Annotated in this window: 19 protein-coding genes; 10 read left to right on the top strand and 9 right to left on the bottom strand. The window is 31.8% G+C overall.

Going from position 1 to position 18,679, the window contains the following annotated elements:
* Positions 1–35: 35 nt before the first annotated feature.
* The 5 genes from VK164_RS00305 to hpt form a co-directional block, all read right to left on the bottom strand.
* Positions 36–2,183, bottom strand: a complete 2,148-nt coding sequence (locus tag VK164_RS00305; RefSeq protein WP_324207452.1) for a S46 family peptidase — start codon at positions 2,181–2,183, stop codon at positions 36–38.
* Between the two features lie 180 nt (positions 2,184–2,363).
* Entirely contained in the window at positions 2,364–3,374 is a 1,011-nt protein-coding gene (obgE, locus tag VK164_RS00300; RefSeq protein ID WP_324207451.1) for a GTPase ObgE, read from the bottom strand.
* A 142-nt stretch (positions 3,375–3,516) separates the two neighbouring features.
* Positions 3,517–4,791 (bottom strand): hemolysin family protein, encoded by a 1,275-nt coding sequence (locus VK164_RS00295; RefSeq protein ID WP_324207450.1) that lies wholly within the window; start codon positions 4,789–4,791, stop codon positions 3,517–3,519.
* 121 nt (positions 4,792–4,912) lie between these two features.
* Complete coding sequence (locus VK164_RS00290; protein WP_324207449.1) at positions 4,913–5,485, bottom strand: adenylate kinase; 573 nt, start codon at positions 5,483–5,485, stop codon at positions 4,913–4,915.
* A gap of 23 nt (positions 5,486–5,508) precedes the next feature.
* Positions 5,509–6,042 (bottom strand): hypoxanthine phosphoribosyltransferase, encoded by a 534-nt coding sequence (gene hpt / locus VK164_RS00285; protein ID WP_324207448.1) that lies wholly within the window; start codon positions 6,040–6,042, stop codon positions 5,509–5,511.
* Between the two features lie 99 nt (positions 6,043–6,141).
* On the opposite strand from hpt, the gene VK164_RS00280 reads away from it, so the two are divergent.
* The 4 genes from VK164_RS00280 to VK164_RS00265 all read left to right on the top strand — a co-directional run bounded on the left by VK164_RS00280 (position 6,142) and on the right by VK164_RS00265 (position 10,627).
* Complete coding sequence (locus VK164_RS00280) at positions 6,142–6,675, top strand: hypothetical protein (RefSeq protein WP_324207447.1); 534 nt, start codon at positions 6,142–6,144, stop codon at positions 6,673–6,675.
* A gap of 42 nt (positions 6,676–6,717) precedes the next feature.
* Positions 6,718–7,881: a 5-(carboxyamino)imidazole ribonucleotide synthase gene (locus VK164_RS00275; RefSeq protein WP_324207446.1), complete on the top strand. Its 1,164-nt coding sequence runs from the start codon at positions 6,718–6,720 to the stop codon at positions 7,879–7,881.
* 79 nt (positions 7,882–7,960) lie between these two features.
* Complete coding sequence (gene purE, locus VK164_RS00270; protein WP_324207445.1) at positions 7,961–8,443, top strand: 5-(carboxyamino)imidazole ribonucleotide mutase; 483 nt, start codon at positions 7,961–7,963, stop codon at positions 8,441–8,443.
* A 159-nt stretch (positions 8,444–8,602) separates the two neighbouring features.
* A complete protein-coding gene (locus tag VK164_RS00265) occupies positions 8,603–10,627 on the top strand; it encodes a M3 family metallopeptidase (RefSeq protein WP_324207444.1) in 2,025 nt (674 codons plus the stop codon).
* A gap of 41 nt (positions 10,628–10,668) precedes the next feature.
* On the opposite strand, the gene VK164_RS00260 is transcribed toward VK164_RS00265, so the two are convergent.
* The gene (locus VK164_RS00260; protein ID WP_324207443.1) at positions 10,669–11,784 is read right to left on the bottom strand and encodes an ATP-binding protein; all 1,116 of its coding nucleotides are present in this window, start codon (positions 11,782–11,784) and stop codon (positions 10,669–10,671) included.
* Positions 11,785–11,973: 189 nt separating this feature from the next.
* Between VK164_RS00260 and VK164_RS00255 the strand changes: the two genes are divergently transcribed.
* The 4 genes from VK164_RS00255 to VK164_RS00240 are packed head-to-tail and all read left to right on the top strand — an operon-like array spanning position 11,974 to position 13,609.
* The gene (locus VK164_RS00255) at positions 11,974–12,477 is read left to right on the top strand and encodes a GbsR/MarR family transcriptional regulator (RefSeq protein WP_026725674.1); all 504 of its coding nucleotides are present in this window, start codon (positions 11,974–11,976) and stop codon (positions 12,475–12,477) included.
* Between the two features lie 54 nt (positions 12,478–12,531).
* The gene (locus tag VK164_RS00250) at positions 12,532–12,870 is read left to right on the top strand and encodes a hypothetical protein (protein ID WP_324207442.1); all 339 of its coding nucleotides are present in this window, start codon (positions 12,532–12,534) and stop codon (positions 12,868–12,870) included.
* Positions 12,867–13,211 (top strand): hypothetical protein, encoded by a 345-nt coding sequence (locus VK164_RS00245; protein WP_324207441.1) that lies wholly within the window; start codon positions 12,867–12,869, stop codon positions 13,209–13,211. Before VK164_RS00250 ends, VK164_RS00245 begins: the two co-directional genes overlap by 4 nt.
* 11 nt (positions 13,212–13,222) lie before the next feature.
* Positions 13,223–13,609: a hypothetical protein gene (locus VK164_RS00240; RefSeq protein ID WP_324207440.1), complete on the top strand. Its 387-nt coding sequence runs from the start codon at positions 13,223–13,225 to the stop codon at positions 13,607–13,609.
* Between the two features lie 7 nt (positions 13,610–13,616).
* Here the strand turns inward: VK164_RS00240 and VK164_RS00235 are convergent, their stop codons facing one another.
* Both VK164_RS00235 and VK164_RS00230 read right to left on the bottom strand, forming a co-directional pair.
* Positions 13,617–14,066 carry a GNAT family N-acetyltransferase gene (locus tag VK164_RS00235; protein WP_324207439.1) on the bottom strand — a complete coding sequence of 150 codons (450 nt, stop codon included), beginning with the start codon at positions 14,064–14,066 and terminating at the stop codon, positions 13,617–13,619.
* The gene (locus VK164_RS00230; protein ID WP_324207438.1) at positions 14,066–15,298 is read right to left on the bottom strand and encodes a 3-deoxy-D-manno-octulosonic acid transferase; all 1,233 of its coding nucleotides are present in this window, start codon (positions 15,296–15,298) and stop codon (positions 14,066–14,068) included. The genes VK164_RS00235 and VK164_RS00230 overlap by 1 nt, the downstream gene beginning before the upstream one ends.
* A 270-nt stretch (positions 15,299–15,568) precedes the next feature.
* On the opposite strand from VK164_RS00230, the gene VK164_RS00225 reads away from it, so the two are divergent.
* Complete coding sequence (locus VK164_RS00225; RefSeq protein ID WP_324207437.1) at positions 15,569–16,696, top strand: DegT/DnrJ/EryC1/StrS family aminotransferase; 1,128 nt, start codon at positions 15,569–15,571, stop codon at positions 16,694–16,696.
* Between the two features lie 84 nt (positions 16,697–16,780).
* Complete coding sequence (gene galE, locus VK164_RS00220; RefSeq protein ID WP_324207436.1) at positions 16,781–17,803, top strand: UDP-glucose 4-epimerase GalE; 1,023 nt, start codon at positions 16,781–16,783, stop codon at positions 17,801–17,803.
* Here galE and VK164_RS00215 read toward each other — a convergent pair.
* Positions 17,753–18,592 carry a hypothetical protein gene (locus VK164_RS00215; RefSeq protein WP_324207435.1) on the bottom strand — a complete coding sequence of 280 codons (840 nt, stop codon included), beginning with the start codon at positions 18,590–18,592 and terminating at the stop codon, positions 17,753–17,755. The two genes, galE and VK164_RS00215, sit on opposite strands and share 51 nt — an antisense overlap.
* Between the last annotated feature and the right edge of the window lie 87 nt (positions 18,593–18,679).

Raw genomic sequence — 18,679 nt, 5'->3', positions numbered from 1 at the left:
TTTAAGTCGGTTTTTATTTATTTAAAAAATTGCAATTACTTCACAATTGTCATTTCATCAACAATATGTTTAGCTCCAGAGAAATTCTCAATTACCCACAACACATAACGAATATCTACGTTAATTGTACGTTGTAATTTTTTGTCAAAAATAACATCTCCAGCCATAGCTTCAATGTTACCATCAAATGCTAAACCGATTAATTCACCTTTTCCATTTAAAACTGGTGAACCAGAATTTCCACCTGTAATATCATTATCAGTTAAGAAACAAACGTGTAAAGAACCATCTTTATCTGCATAACGACCAAAATCTTTATTTGCGTTCATTTCTAATACTCTTGCTGGTAAGTCAAATTCTAAATCTCCTTTTTTGTATTTTTTAACTTGACCTGCTAAAGTAGTATAGTTATTAACTGTAGCGTCATTACGCTTATCAGCTGGTAAAGAACGAACTTTTCCATAAGTTAAACGTAAAGTAGAGTTTGCATCTGGATATTTAATTTCTCCAATTTTAGATTCTCTTAAACCTTCTACTAATAAGCGGAAAGACGCTCCAAAATCGTTTTGTGCTTTTGTTAACTCTTCACTTTTAAAGCTATAGTGCGTTAATAAATCATTTGTTAAAACATATAAAGGATCGTTTACTAATAAAGCTTCAGATGGTAAATCTAAGAATGCTTTTATTTTCTCTTTTGAAGTAAAAATACTTAAATCAAATGCTGCGTTTACATATTTAGTAAAATCACCGTTATTTTCTTTAGCTAATTTTTCAACCATTGGTGCTAAAGTATATCCCGCTTTTTTAGAATATAAATTTAATTGTGCCGCTAAAATATCTTTCTCTGCTGGAATGTGTAATTCTTTATACATTTCGTCCACCATTTCTAAAATACCTGGCGCCATTTGCGCTCTTTTTGTAGCATCAGCTTTTGCATAAGTTTCCAATTGTTTTCCTAAACCTCTACTAACTGTTCCAAATGCAGACGTTCTGAATAATTGCATCATGTAATTATCATGGCGTGCTTTTTCATTAGTCATTGCATAATACTTGTTGATAGTAGGGACTACATTACCATATTTTGCTTTGTTTGCCGGTTTGTTTGCCCATTTATGGAACTTCGCTTCTTGAGCTGCTTTTGTTTTTGCTGTACCAAATTTTGATAATGCATCAATCATTCCTTGACGGTTTTTCCAGTAGTTGGCAACACCTGCGAATTTTGAAGCATACACAAGGTTTAAAGCATCACTTTGTAACATGTATTTTTTCATGTTATCCATTCCCGTTTTAGAACCTTCAACCCATGCTGGATAAGCAAATTTTACATTTTGCTCAATTCCACCTGCTGGCATCCAACGGTTTGTTCTACCTGGATAACCTAAAATCATAGCAAAGTCATTCTCTTTAACGCCACCTAAATTTACTGGTAAATGGTGCTTTGGTTTTAAAGGAACATTGTTTGGAGAATACTCTGCTGGATTTCCGTTTGCATCAGCATATACTCTAAACATAGAGAAATCTGCTGTATGACGTGGCCATTCCCAGTTGTCTGTATCACCACCAAATTTTCCTAAACTTTCTGGTGGAGTTCCTACTAAACGAACATCTTTGTAGTCTTGGTAAACAAAATAATAATACTCGTTTCCTTGGAAAAACGGACGAACTGAAACTGTGTATTTTCCACCTTCGTTGTTTTCTTTTTCAATCTTTGCGATTTCAGCGTTGATAGCTTTTTCTCTATCTGCTTCACTCATACTTGGGTTTACAACAGATAAAATTCTTTTTGTACAATCATCCATGCGAACAAAGAAACGCACAAATAAGCTAGACGGTTTTAATTCTTCAGCTCTGTTTTTAGCCCAATAACCATCTTTTAAATAATTTTTATCAGCTGATGATAATTCTGCAATTGCATCGTATCCACAGTGATGATTGGTTAAAACTAAACCATCTTTAGAAATCATTTCAGCTGTACATCCACCGTTAAATTGCACAATAGCATCTTTTAAACTGTGATTGTTGATGCTGTAAATTTCTTCGGCTGTTAATTGCAAGCCCATTTTTTGCATGTCGCGGTGATTTAAACGCTCAATGAACATTAAAAACCACATTCCTTCGTCTGCTTTTACCGAAGCTGGCACAAGCATTATCGCAGAAACGACAAATAATAATAATTTTTTCATAATAAATATGTGTCTTTTGATTTGTGTGGCGAATATACTTAAAAATAAGAATTTGATAAAATTATAGTTACAATTTCAATTTCGATTATGTCAATTTTAACTTTTTATTTTAATAATTGCATTAAATACAAAAAGCATCTTCAAGTTGAAGATGCTTTTTCTTACATTTATATTTTTATTTTATTTTGCTTCTGCATTTAGCATTTGCCATAATTTATCTTTCAACTCTTGCAACCCTTGTTGTGCAACTGAAGAAATAAATAAATATGGTGTCCCCTTAAACTCTTTATCCAATTGTTTTTTCAACTCTGCTTTCAATTCATCGTCAAGCATATCACATTTTGAAATCACAATCAAACGGTCTTTGTCTAACATTTCTGGATTGTAACGACGCAGCTCATCTAACAAAATTTCATATTCTTTCTTGATATCATCCGCATCGGCTGGAACTAAAAACAATAAGGTTGAATTACGCTCAATGTGACGTAAAAAATAATGTCCTAATCCTTTACCTTCTGCCGCACCTTCAATAATTCCAGGTATATCAGCCATTACAAACGATTGAAAATCTCTGTAAGCTACAATTCCCAAATTTGGTTTCAAAGTTGTAAACGGATAATCTGCAATTTTGGGCTTAGCTGATGTAAGAACTGAAAGCAGCGTAGATTTTCCTGCATTCGGGAAACCTACTAAGCCTACGTCTGCTAATACTTTTAATTCTAAAGTTACATCCACTTCTTTAACAGGCATTCCTGGCTGAGCATATCGTGGGGTTTGATTCGTTGCGCTTCTAAAATGCCAGTTTCCTAACCCCCCTTTTCCACCTTCAGCTAAGATTTTGACCTCATCATGCTCGGTGATTTCAAACAAAACATCTCCTGTTTCTTGGTCTTTTACAACTGTTCCAAGTGGTACTTCAACATATTTATCTTCGCCATCATGTCCTGTACTTCTTGAACTTCCTCCATCTCCTCCATGACCCGCTCTTAAGTGTTTCAAAAATTTTAAATGAAACAATGTCCAAAGATTTTTATTTCCTTTTATATAAACATGTCCTCCTCGTCCACCATCTCCACCATCTGGACCTCCTTTTTCAATAAATTTTTCTCTGTGTAAATGAGACGAACCTTTCCCTCCTTTTCCGGAAGAAACATATATTTTTACGTAGTCTACAAAATTTCCCTCTGTCATCTTTTCTTAGTGTTCAGTCTTCAGCGTTGAGTGTTCAGTGATTTTTTCCCAACTAAACATCATTATCTGATGACATTTTGTTGTTTTAAATGTACAGTACTTATAACTGCTTACTAAATACTGAACACTGAATACTTTATAATTATTCTTTATATTGTTTGATAAGTACTTTATCTATTTTGGCACCATCCATAGCTAATGCCTCTAATTCTAATTTGTTCCAAATAATTTTTTCTCCTTGTGTAGGAATATTTCCTAGTTCTGTGATAAAAAATCCACTAACTGTTGTTACTTCATAATCAGTAGTTAATTCATCTAAATCAAAAAAAGTTAAAAAATCATGCAATGAATATTGTCCGTCAACTAACCACGTTCCATCTTCGTTTGCTATTAATTTATATTCATCTTCATCAAAATCTGAAGCATCGCCAACTAAAGCTTCCAAAATATCATTTAAAGTAATAACTCCTTGAAAAATAGCATGTTCATCAACTACAAAAGCATAATGTAGCTTTGAAGTTTTAAAATTTTCTAATGCTTTGTATGCCGATGTTTGTTCAATCAAATAAACGGGTTCTTTTGTAATTGATTTTAAATCAAAAGTTCCAGACTCAAAACTTACAAATAAGTCTTTTAATAACACTAAGCCAATTACATTGTCCAAATTATCTTCACATACAGGGTAAACCGAATGCAATTCATCAATTACCTTGGCTTTTATTTCTTCTTTAGAATCTTCAAGTGATAAATAAACAATATCACTTCTGTGCGTCATTAACGAATTTACTTTTCTATCTCCAATATGAAACACCCGTTCCACAATATCTTGTTCAATTTCTTGTACTTCACCTACTTCTGTTCCTTCTTTAATAATTGCTTTAATCTCTTCCTCAGTCACTTTCCCATCGGCAGTTGGCTTAATTTGCAACATTTTTAGTAATGAATCTGTTGAAGTAGTTAACAACCAAATAAACGGCATTGTCACCGTTGAAACTATTTTCATAGGATAGGCAACCGCTTTTGCAATACCTTCTGGATAATTTAAACCGATGCGTTTTGGTAACAATTCCCCTAAAACAAGAGAGAAAAAAGTTAAAGTCACCACCACAATTCCAACAGCAATTGAATGTGAATAAGGTTTTAAAACCTCGAAAGTAGCTACAAAATCTTGCATGTCTTGCGTGATTTTATCTCCCGAATAAATACCTGTTAAAATTCCAATTAAAGTGATTCCGATTTGAACTGTAGATAAAAACTCATTAGGCGAATTCGCTAGGTCTAACGCTGCTTTAGCATTTTTATTTCCTTTTTTTGCAGCGGTTTCTAAACGATTTTTTCTGGCAGAAATCAATGCGATTTCAGACATTGAGAAGACACCATTTAAAAGTATTAAAAAAAGTATAATTAAAATTTCCATAGTTTAAAATTACAAAAAAAGAGCATACATCCCGAATTTCGGAAATAGCTCCTTTTCTGTTTGCAAATATCTAAAAAAAAATTGAATGCTCGAAATTTATCTTAGCAGCTTAATTTTCAGCTTATAATTGATCTAAAACTTCGCTCAATCTTTCGGTTACTTCTTGTATTGAACCAATACCATCTACTGCATAAAACTTATTTTGACCTTTATAATAATCCATTAAAGGAGCAGTTTTTTGATTGTATTCGTCATAACGATTTCTGATTTTTTCTTCATCTTGATCATCAGGTCTACCAGAAGTTTTTCCTCTTTCTAACAAACGCTGTATTAAAATTTCATCATTTGCTTCTAAAGCCACAGTTGCAGTAATTTTTTCTTCTTTACTTGCTAAAAAAGCATCTAAAGCCTCTGCTTGTGCAATAGTTCTTGGAAAACCATCAAATAAAAAACCAGCTGCTTGTGGGTTTTTATCAACTTCACTTTGCAACATTTGAATAGTTACAGCATCTGGAACTAAATCCCCTTTATCCATGAATGTTTTAGCTAATCTTCCTAATTCGGTGTCATTTTTTATATTAAATCTAAAAATATCTCCTGTAGATAAATGTACTAAATTGTATTTGTCTTTTAAAAATTCGGCTTGTGTTCCTTTTCCAGCTCCTGGCTTTCCAAATAATACGATATTAATCATTGTTAGTTATGTTAATGTAATAGTTAGTTTTCTGATAATTGATATACGTCTTTTAAGTTTCTTCCTAAACCATCGTAGTCTAAACCATAGCCCACGATAAATTTATTTGGAATTCTGATTCCTACATAATCCAATTTAATATCTTTTTTGTAGGCTTCAGGCTTTAAAAACAAGGTTGCTATTTTAAAATGTTTTACATTGTGTTCTTTTAAAATTGCCTTTAATTCTTCGATAGTATTTCCAGTATCTACAATATCCTCCACAATAATTACGGAACGACCTTCTAAATTTTGATTCACACCAATTAGTTGTTTTACCTCATTGGTAGTTTGCGTTCCTTCATAAGAAGCCATTTTAACGAATGAAACTTCGCAAGGCTGATTGTATTTTTTTAACAAATCTGAAACCACCATGAAAGAGCCGTTCAAAACTCCAATAAAAACAGGGACATCATCAAAAAAATCATCTTCAATTTGTTTGGCCATATTTTCAATGGCAAAGTTAATTTCTTCTCCAGAAATAAAAACTTCAAACTTTTTATCGTGTAGTTGTATCACTTTAGGTTACTTTTTAGAAATAAACAACAAATTTACTAAACTCATAAGGATTTCAAATAAAGTATTTTAACTTTTTTGCAAATTTGATATATTTACCAAATGAATCTAGATTTTTACAACGAAATAGCCGAAAGCACCGCACACAGAAAATGCAGAGACGATATTAAAAACTTTGTTTTTGATCATCCAGACTATTTAAAAGATTTAGTTGAAATTGCATTAATGACCAAAGACAAAAACCACCACAAAGCGTGTTGGATTTTAGAATTAATTTGTGAAGAACAACTAACATTATTCATTCCATTTATTGAAGCGTTTTGTAACAAACTACCCGATTATACTTCCGATTCTGCCATTCGTTCTGTATCAAAAATTTGTTTGTTTTTATCCAAATCAAAAACAATTAAGTTAACTACATTTCAAGAAGAAAAAATTATTGAAACTAATTTAGACTGGCTAATTTCAACAAACAAAGCCGCTAATGCTGCTTATACTATGCGAAGTCTTTTTGAACTTGGTAAAAAACATTCGTGGGTAAATGAAGAATTAAAAATTTTACTTTCACGCGATCTTAGCCAACAAACCGCAGGCTATTGCTTTGCAGCGAAAGATATCTTGAAGCGATTAAAATAATTTGCAATTGTTTATCTTTGCGCAAACAACAACTACTACAAAATGAATTATTTTTCTTCTGATTTTAAATTAGGAATTTTAGGCGGCGGTCAATTAGGAAAAATGCTTTTGACCGAAACTCGAAAATTCGATATCCAAACTTTAGTATTAGAACCGAACGAAGAAGCTCCAGCACGATACAGTTGCAACGGATTTTACAAAGGTAGCTTGATGGATTTTGACACGGTTTACCAATTTGGTAAAATGGTCAACTTACTAACAATCGAAATTGAAAATGTAAATTTAGATGCTTTAGACCAATTGGAAGAAGAAGGCTTACCGATTTACCCTTCGCCAAAAACCTTACGTTTAATTCAAAATAAAGGGAAACAAAAAGACTATTATGTTGCAAACAATATTCCAACATCATCACATCAACGCTTTGTTGATTTGAATGATTTAAAAAATGCCATCGCAAAAGACGAATTAGAATTCCCGTTTGTTTGGAAATGTGCGCAATTTGGCTACGATGGAAATGGCGTTAAAATATGTCGTTCTGCATTAGACTTGATAAAACTACCCGATGTAGAATGCATTGCTGAAGAAATGGTTCCGTTTAAAAATGAATTAGCCGTAATTGTGGCTCGCTCTGTTTCTGGTGAAGTTAAAACATATCCAGTAGTAGAAATGGAATTTCACCCCGAAGCGAATCAAGTAGAATATGTAATTTGTCCAGCACGTATTGATGAAAAAGTAGCACAAAAAGCTATCGAAGTTGCCTTAAAAGTTTCAGAAGCTTTTCATCATGTTGGATTATTAGCAGTTGAGATGTTCCAAACAGCAGACGATGAAATTTTAGTAAACGAAGTCGCTCCTCGCCCACACAATTCTGGACATTATTCCATTGAAGCGAGTTATACATCTCAATTTGAAAATCATTTACGTGCGATTTTAAACTTACCTTTAGGAAACACTGATAGTAAAGTTGCCGGAATTATGGTAAATTTGGTAGGTGAAGAAGGGTATTCTGGACAAGTAGTTTACGAAAACATAGAAAAAATCATGGCAATCGACGGCGTAACACCACATATTTACGGAAAAAGAGAAACAAGACCTTTCCGAAAAATGGGACACGTTACCATTGTAAATGAAAACATGACAGAAGCAAGAAGAATTGCGGAAGAAGTGAAAAATAGCATTAGAGTAATTAGTATAACAATTGAATAATTAAAAGATTTAATGATTGAAAGTTTTTTGTCAAAGCGAATTTTCAATCTTTAAATTTTTCAATCTTTAAATAAAATTTATGAGCAAAGTAGCCATCATAATGGGCAGCATTTCGGATATGCCGGTAATGCAAGAAGCCATCGACATATTAAAAGGATTTGATATTGAAACCGAAGTAGATATTATTTCGGCACACAGAACACCTGAAAAACTATTTGATTTCAGTAAAAATGCACACGAAAGAGGTATTTCAGTAATTATTGCTGGTGCTGGTGGTGCGGCTCATTTACCTGGAATGGTTGCTTCAATGTCGCCACTTCCTGTAATTGGTGTTCCTGTAAAATCAAGCAATTCTATTGATGGATGGGATTCAGTTTTATCTATTTTACAAATGCCTGGAGGTGTTCCTGTAGCAACTGTAGCGCTAAACGGGGCTAAAAATGCAGGAATCTTAGCTGCACAAATTATAGGAAGCTCTGATAAATGTGTATTAGATAAAATCATAGCCTACAAAGAAGGATTAAAACAAGCGGTAATTAAAGCTTCGGAAGGATTAAAATAAAAACAGAAAATCCCGTATTATTACTAATTCGGGATTTCTACTCACAATTAAGTGACAACTATAAAAAAATTCTACTCTCTCTTGATTCGGGGGAAAAAGGGATTTTCATCTTCATTTCGTCGACAAAATTATACACTTTATCGATAAAAACAAATTTTTATGGAACTTTTTTTAAAAAAATTTACAACAAAACACAATACAGCTCCTTTTTGTAAGATAAAACTTTCAGATTATAAAGTGGCTTTTGAAAAAACTATTGCATTAGCAAAAACTGAAATTAACATCCTTACTAACAATATTGAAGCACCTACTTTTCAAAATACCATAGAAGCTTTAGATTATTCAGGTGAACCGCTAGATCGCTTGTCATCTATTTTCTTTAATTTGAATTCTGCTGAAACTTGCGACGAAATGCAAAAAATTGCTCAAGAAGTTTCTCCATTATTGACCGAATTTAGTAATGATATTGCCTTAAACGAAGATTTATTCAAAAGAGTTAAAGCCGTTTATGATCAAAAAGACTCTCTGAACCTAACTACTGAACAAGCGACTTTACTGGATAAAAAATTCAAAGGTTTTTCAAGAAATGGTGCTTTGCTTAATGAAGAAGACAAATTAAAATTACGTGAAATTGATACCGAATTAGCTAAACTAAAACTTACTTATGGTGAAAATGTTTTGGCTGAAACCAACAACTATCAATTACATATTACAAATGAAGCTGATTTAAAAGGTTTACCTGATGGTGCTAAAGAAATGGCGGCCAGTTTAGCAAAATCAAAAAAATTAGAAGGTTGGATTTTCACTTTAGACTTTCCAAGTTATTTGCCTTTTGTAACTTATGTTGAAAATCGTGAATTACGTAAAGAAATCGCCATCGCTGCAGGAAAAAAATCGTTTCAAAATAATGAATTCGATAATAAAGAAAACGTAAAACGAATTGTTGAATTACGTCACAAACGTGCAAATTTATTAGGTTATCAATCGCATTCACATTTTGTTTTGGAAGAACGAATGGCGCAAAATCCAGAAAAAGTACAATCGTTTTTGAATGATTTATTGGAAAAGGCAAAACCAGCAGCTCAAAAAGAATTTGCTGAATTAACTGCTTTCGCCAAAGAACTAGACGGAATTGACCAATTAGAAAAATGGGATGGCGCGTATTATTCAGAAAAATTGAAACAAAAATTATTCAGTTTGGATGATGAGTTGTTGAAACCGTATTTTAAATTAGAAAATGTATTGAACGGTGCTTTCACCATTGCTGAAAAGTTATTCGGAATTACATTCAAAGAAGTTTTCGATATTGATAAGTATCATGAAGATGTGCAAACTTTTGAAGTTTTAGATTTCGAAGGAAAATTAATAGCCATTTTCTATTCGGATTTCTTCCCGAGAAAAGGAAAACGAAACGGAGCTTGGATGACTTCTTACAAACCACAATATATTAAGGATGGAATCAACGAAAGACCTCATGTTTCTATTGTTTGTAATTTCACACCACCAACCGAAACAAAACCTTCATTATTGACTTTTAACGAAGTAACAACATTGTTTCACGAATTTGGACACGCTTTACACGGCATGTTAGCGAATACAACTTATCCAAGTTTATCAGGAACTTCGGTGTATTGGGATTTTGTGGAATTACCAAGTCAGGTAATGGAAAACTGGTGTTACGAGCCTGAAGCATTGGCTTTATTTGCCAAACATTACGAAACAGGTGAAATTATTCCGCAAGATTATGTAGAAAAAATCAAAGAAAGTGCGAGTTTCTTAGAAGGAATGGCTACTTTAAGACAATTAAGCTTCGGTATATTAGACATGACGTATCACGGAAAATCGCAAACTATTGACGATGTAAAAGCTTTTGAAAAACAAGCAATGGAAATCGCATCATTATATCCAGATGTAGCAGAAAATTGTATGAGTACTTCGTTTTCGCATATTTTCCAAGGCGGTTATTCTTCGGGATATTACAGCTATAAATGGGCAGAAGTTTTAGATGCCGATGCATTTGCATATTTCCAAGAAAAAGGGATTTTCAATAAAGAAGTCGCAACCAAATTCAAAGACAACGTGCTTTCAAAAGGTGGCACCGAATTACCAATGGAATTGTATAAAAAATTCAGAGGTCAGGAACCGAAAGTAGAGGCTTTGTTGAAAAGGGCGGGGCTTTTGTAAAATATCAAACCTGACAGGTTTCAAAAACCTGTCAGGATTAATCACTTCAAAAACTCTCTAAAATTATCTTTATTCACCACCAAAAAACTTGGATTATAAGCATCCGAAAAAGATTTGGGTAATTTCGCTTTTTTAGTGGTTGCCCATTTGAATTCATAAGCACTTACCTCATCCATATCAACTTCGATATAGTCAATTTCTTGTTGAGTTGTAGTCCTCCAAAAATAAGGTTTTGCTAAACTTTGAGTATAAGACAATTGTTTCATTCGTTCAGAAACTAAAAAATTTTCCCATAATGCTCCTTTATCTTGTCTAAATTCAAAAGAATTGAAATTACCAATTAGCATATTCAGTACACCATTATCATAAAAGTATATTTTTTTATTGGCTTTAATTTCGTTTCTAATATTCTTTGAAAAACTTGTCAAACGGAAAATAACAAAGCTTTTTTCCAACAAATCAATATAATTATTTACAGTGTTTTTATCAACTCCAACCAATTGAGCAATTTCGTTATAGCTAACTTCACTTCCCACTTGCATAGCAAGAGCACGTAATATTTTCTCTAAAACTTCTGATTTTCTAATACTTGCCAAAGCTAAAATATCTTTGTACAAATAACTCGAAACCAAGTTTTTCAAGATTTCATATTCATTACCAAAATTATTGATAACATCTGGATACATTCCGTACAATAATCGAATTTCAAGTTGTTGTTGTGCCTTCATGTAGCCCACACTACTTTCAAATTCCTTCCATGAAACGGGAAACATATGAAACTCGAATTTTCTACCTGTTAATGGCTCTTGCATAACATTATTAATATCTAAAGAAGAAGATCCGCTAACAATAACTTGCACATCTTTTATTTGATCTACTATAATTTTCAACTTCAGTCCAATATTAGGAATGCGTTGCACCTCATCAATAAAAATATATTTATGATTACCAATAATACTTTTCAAAATTTCTGTATTAGCAGTAGCTAAAGTTTCGGTTACAGTATTATCATCCCCATCCAAAAACAAATACTCTTTATCTTTTAAAATGGAATTAATTAAAGTTGTTTTTCCTACTTGTCTTGGGCCAATTAACACAATAACTTTTCCTTTGTGTAATTTTGCTTCCAAATTAGCTGCTAAATCCCTAAAAATCATGCCTTAAATTTTAAACAAATTTATATAATTTATTTATATTCACCAAATTTATATATTTTTCAGTGATTATATTCACCGAATTTATATATTTTTCAGTGATTATATTCACCAATATTAAATTTTTACAATCAAAATAATAAGCTTTCATTTTTTTTTGAAACTTTAAAAACTTTGTTGTACATTTGTCTCATGGAATTCAAAGAAGCAAAAAATAAATTCGTACAAACTTGGGGAGCTTTAGGTTCTCAATGGGGCATTAACAAAACCATGGCACAGATTCATGCGTTATTGATGGTTTCGCACGAACCTGTTTCTATGGAAGACATTATGGAAGAATTGCAAATTTCGCGCGGAAATGCTTCTATGAATTTAAGAGCTTTAATGGATTGGGGAATCGTCTATAAAGAATACAAAGCAGGAGAAAGACGTGAGTTTTTCACTGCCGAAAAAGATTTAGACGAACTAGCCGTAAAAATTTCGAGAGAAAGAAGCAAACGCGAAATAAAACCCGCTTTAAAAGTTTTAAAAGAAGTTTCGACCATCAAATCTGACGGAACCGAAGCGGAAAAACATTTCGTAGATCAAACCACAAAATTATACGATTTTGTATTAAAAGCAGATAACGTTTTGGATAAAATTACAGAATACAAAGACAATTGGTTGGCAAAATTGGTTGTTAAAATCATGAAGTAAAAAAATTTAATCATAACTTTCAATTATTTCTGAAAGTTTAAAACAATAGATAATATGGAAAATTTAAAATTAACTAATTCAATTGCAATGATAATTCCATTATTCCTTGGAGTTTTGGGAATTGTTGAACCAATCAGTTTATATTTTGCAGCCTATTCAACTATGCTAACAGGTTTACTACAAATTATTGTTGGAATCTTCTTCTGGAAAAACCATAAAGAAAATATTCACATAAAAATATATTTTCTACTAGTAGCCACATTTTTTAGTTTGTGGTATTATAACGTGAACATAAACTACATCGATGCTCTGACATGGCCATTGATTTTTACACCTTTGGTACTTTGCATCTATATTTCAATCATCATTTATTCACAAAAAGAAATATCATGAACCTCAACATCATCGCCTATCTCATCTATTTCAGCATCACAGGCATTATCATTGTGAAGGTTGGAAGAATTTGCTACGACAATGGAAACATATTCGTTTCACAATTGATTCCAAATCATGAAGACTTGTGTCATAAAATTAATCAATTGCTCTTGGTGGGTTATTATTTACTAAACATTGGGTATTGTGCGATGACGATAATTTCTTGGGAACAAATTGAAAGTATCACGCAACTCATCGAAGTGATTACTTCAAAATCGGCTTTCATTATTATTGCGATTGCCGTGATGCATTACATCAACATTATTTTATTAACAAATTACATCAAAAAATTAATTTAAACACTCTTATTATGGAAACTACAAAAATTTTAATCGGTTATGCAATTTATCTTCCAATTGCTTTATTTTTAACCTACTATGTTTCAAAAACACTTTTCAAAAACAGTAAAATTTATATGTTGGATATTTTTAAAGGTCGAGAAGAAATCGCCAACGCCACCAACAAACTATTCGAAACCGGATTTTATTTGTTGAATTTAGGTTTTGCTCTTATGATTTTAGAAATGAATATGTATGATGACACTTACCAAGTGCTAATTGAAAAACTGAGTTACAAAATTGGTGGATTTTCAATTTATTTGGGAATAATGTTATTCTTAAACTTATATTTTTTCTTTAGAGGAAAACGAAAAGCAAGTCAAGCACAAGTGGAACAACGAATTGTGATTAATGGGTAAATATCAACTATTTAACAACTTTGTATTTCATTAATTTTCGGTTATGAATTACAAAGTTGTTACTCAAATATAATTTTTCAGCACTTTCATTGTGATTTTCAACTTCTAAATACAATAATTTTAAATCATTAACTTGTGCTTGTTGTTGAATATATTGCAATATAGCTTTTCCAACACCTTTTCCACGGTATATTTCTTTCACATATAATTCATCAATAAATGCAATTTTTCCTTGGTATTCGAAACTAAAAACATAAGTCAAAATTACATAACCTGCTACATCGCCATTGTGATGAACCAACCACGCACTCCCTAAATTATTATGTTTGATAAATTCTTGAAACAAAGTTTTCGAGATTTCAACATCTATTGGGTAATCATCAATAGCATAAAAATCTTTCATCATATCAATAATGATAAAAATATCTTTAATCTCTATTGCTTTAAAAGTTATCATTATTTAATTAAATATCCCATTACCGCTTGTGTAGCTCCTTTATTCATTTGAACAAAAGTGCTACAAATGTGTCCTTTCTCAAATCGTTCATCTTCGTTTTGAAGTAAAAGATCAAATGCTTCATTCATCTGGATTTGATTTTGTATAACAATACAACCTCCCATATTTACCAATGCCGTAGCTTCAGCAAAATGAGAGTAATTTGGTCCGATAATCACTGGAACCCCAAAAGTTGCTGGTTCTAAAATGTTGTGTACGCCAGGATTTCCAAAACCTCCACCTACATACGCAATATCGGCGTACGAATAAATTTTGGTTAAAATTCCGATAGTATCAATGATGAAAACGGAATAATTTGATACATCAAAATTATCCTTTTCAGAAAACAAAATTGTATTTCTTGTAATTGCATTTTTTAGCTCTTGTATTTGCTCAGCTTTAATATTGTGCGGCGCTATAATAAATTTTACATCTTCAGTGCTATTATTAATATAGCTAATTAACAACTCTTCATCTTTAGGCCAAGAACTTCCTATGACGATTGTAGTTTTATTACCTTTAAATTGTTCAATAAAATCTAATGCGTTATCGCGCTCCAAAATGGAAACTACTCTATCAAAACGTGTATCTCCAGAAACTTTAACATTTGTAAACCCAATGTTTTGCAATAGTGTTTTTGAACTTTCATTCTGCACAAAAAAGTAATCAAATGTATTTAAAGCATTTTTATAAAACCCTCCATACCATTTGAAAAACGCCTGGTTTTCTCTTAAAATTCCTGAAATCAGATATGTTTTTATTTGTTTTTTCTTAAGCTCGTTTAAATAGTTTGGCCAATATTCATACTTAATAAAAAATGCCATTTCTGGATGAACTACTTTTAAAAATTGTTTTGCATTGGAAATAGTATCTAGAGGTAAATAAACCGTAATAGCTGCAACAGTATTGCTTTTTCGCACCTCATACCCTGAAGGCGAAAAAAAAGTAACTACAATTTTATGACTTGGGTACTGTTGTTTGATGGCTTCGATTACAGGCAAACCCTGTTCATACTCCCCCAAAGATGCTGCATGAAACCAAATTGTTTTATCAGTCGCTTGAATTTTATTTTCCAAGGATTGAAAGACAGTATTTCGTCCATCTACAAAAAGTTTCATTTTAGGACTAAAAAGCGCAATAATTTTTAGCAATTGTGAAGCTAGAATTACAATTAAATTATATATTTGATTCATGCCAATATTTAAGGTTATAAAAGTACGATTGTTTCATCAAATAAAAAAAATATGAAATTGTTTTCAATAAAAATGGGGATTTTTGTAAGTGTATTTTTCATCGTAAATCTAGGAATAAAAAAATATTTATTTGAAGAACAGCTAGATAGCAAAGCTATAATATCCACTTTAATAGGTACAATAATAGTTGGTTTAGTCTATTATTTTTTAAACAGAAAAAAAACCACATCAAAAGATAATTAGTAATTTTGCAAACAGAAAATTTCAATCATGAGAAAATTACAAATGGTTGACTTAAAAAGTCAATACGAAAAAATAAAAGAAGAAGTAAATGCTTCTATCCAAGAAGTTTTAGACACAAATACATATATAAACGGTCCTTTGGTTCACCAATTTCAGTCTGATTTAGAAAAGTATTTAGGTGTAAAACACGTTATCCCATGCGCAAATGGAACCGATGCCTTACAAATTGCCATGATGGGATTGGATTTACAGCCAGGTGATGAAGTAATTACTGCTGATTTCACTTTTGCTGCTACGGTAGAAGTGATTGCTTTGTTGCAATTGACTCCCGTTTTAGTAGATGTAGATATGAATAACATGAATATTTCGCTAGACGGAATTCGTAAAGCAATTACACCAAAAACTAAAGCTATTGTTCCAGTACATTTGTTTGGTCGTGCAGCTAACATGGATGCAATTATAGAAATTGCTCGTGAACATGATTTATATGTTATTGAAGACAATGCACAAGCTATTGGTGCTGATTACACTTCAAAAGATGGTTCTAAAAAGAAAGTTGGGACAATTGGACATGTTGCTGCAACTTCATTTTTTCCATCAAAAAATCTAGGGTGTTATGGAGATGGAGGTGCAATTTTCACTAATGATGATGCATTAGCTCATAAAATCAGAGGAATTGTCAACCATGGAATGTATGAAAGATACCATCACGATGTAGTAGGCGTAAATTCTCGTTTAGATAGTATCCAAGCAGGTGTTTTGAAAGCAAAATTACCGCATTTAGACACTTATAACAAAGCGCGTCAAGATGCAGCTAGAAAATATAGTTTGGCTTTAGCGCAAAATTCAAACATTTGGGCACCAACCATTTGTGAATCATGCGATTGCCATGTGTTTCATCAATATGTAATCCGAATTTTGAACGGAAAACGTGATGGTTTATTAGAACATTTGCAAGCTAAAGGAATTCCTTGTGCAATATATTATCCTATTCCGTTACACAGTCAAAAAGCATATGCTGATTCAAGATATAAAGAAGAGGATTTTCCCGTTACTAATCAATTGGTAAAAGAGGTAATCGCATTGCCAATGCACACAGAATTAGATGACGAACAAATTAAATTTATCACAGATTCTGTTTTAGAATTTGTTTAACTAATAACTAAGAGTGAGGAAATAGAATCGATATAGTCTTAATTCTATTTTCTTATTCTTTATTCTATTTTCTCAAGAAAAAAAATGAAAATACTGGTTACAGGTGGTTTAGGATTTATAGGTTCACACACAGTTGTCGAATTACAAAATGAAGGCTTTGAAGTCGTAGTAATTGATAATCTTTCCAATTCATCAATTGATGTTTTGGATGGCATTGAACGCATCACTGAGAAAAAACTTTTGTTTGAAAATATCGACTTGCGAGATAAATTTGCTATTCAAGATTTCTTTAAAAAACACCAAGATATCGCTGGAGTAATTCATTTTGCAGCTTCGAAAGCGGTTGGAGAAAGTGTTGAAAATCCTTTGTTGTACTATGAAAATAACATCAATTCATTAGTATATTTACTGCAGGAATTGCAAAAAAAACCAGAATCACATTTTATTTTCAGTTCGTCTTGTACTGTATATGGCCAAGCCGAAAAAATGCCAATTACAGAAAATGCGCCTATACAAAAAGCTATGTCGCCGTATGGAAATACCAAACAAATTGGAGAAGAAATTATTACCGATGTTGCAAAAGTCAATAATATTAATTCTATTTTATTACGTTACTTTAACCCAATTGGCGCTCATGATTCAGCCGAAATAGGTGAATTACCATTAGGAGTTCCTCAAAATTTGGTGCCTTTCATTACACAAACTGCTTTCGGATTAAGAGAAAAATTATCTGTTTTTGGAAATAACTACCCAACAATCGATGGAACTGCTGTAAGAGATTATATTCACGTTGTTGATTTAGCAAAAGCACACGTTGTTGCATTAAAACGTTTACTCAACAAACAAAATACTGATAAAGTTGAAACATTTAACTTAGGAACAGGAAAAGGAAGTTCAGTTTTGGAAGTAATCAAGGCTTTCGAAAAAGTTTCAGGTCAAAAATTAAATTATCAGATCGTAGGCAGACGTGAAGGCGACATTACTGAAGCCTATGCTAATACTGAAAAAGCGAATTCAATTCTTGGTTGGAAAACAACATTATCTCTAGAAGATGCATTAGCTTCTGCTTGGAAATGGGAAAATAAGATCAGAAACAAACAACAATAGGATTAGCCACCAAAATATTGGAATGCTTTCTACCCAGAAATTTGAATAATATTTAGACCTATTTCTGCTTGAAAAACAAATAAAAGTTCCAATTAATCCAACAAAAAATAAATCAATCAAAATGAATTGATTTGTCTTAAAAAACTCTAAAATCAAGTATAGTATCAAATAAGTAAATCCTACTAATTTTGTTTGCTTTACGCCTATTCGCTGAGGAATCGTTTGCAATGAAATCGCATCAAATTGTAAATCTACAATTTCAAAAACACACATTAACGCATAAATTAAAACAAAACGTTGTATTCCACATAGAAACAATCCTTGAGTAAATTCGAGTTTTGCGTTAACTACAGGAAGTAAAAAAGTAATTATTGTCCAACTAAAAACAACTAAAAAAACTTTAAAACCAATCCAATTTCGGGCTGCTTTTAATCCTCCAAAAAGAGAGAATCCATAAATCAAAGCAATACAAAAAGCAAATAAAGATAACAATTTAGAAATAGTCTCTAATTGAAAATAATAATAAATCGATGCTGAACATGAAATTAGACTTATTACAAAAATTAATTTTAATTTTATTGTTATTTGCGCTTCTCTTTGAATAAAAAAAAGAAAATATTTAATACAATTATACGCTGTAATAGTTCCATAAAACCCAAAACAAGCAACAGACTCATCATAAGAAATGTTTAATAGCAACATCGTCATTCTAATAAAAGCATAAGCAGCTAATGCCACATGAATACTGCTATCAACATAAAAGTCAATTATTTTCTTAAAAAGCATCATTCAACAAAATTAATCAATCTGTTAATAAGATACTGTTTTAGTTGATAAAATCACAAAATTTCACAATTTAAAAGCAAATTATTACAA

Source organism: Flavobacterium sp. (genome assembly GCF_035299005.1).
Classification (GTDB): domain Bacteria; phylum Bacteroidota; class Bacteroidia; order Flavobacteriales; family Flavobacteriaceae; genus Flavobacterium.
The sequence above is the reverse complement of the archived record's forward strand: the minus strand, read 5'-3'. Positions and strand labels throughout refer to the sequence as shown.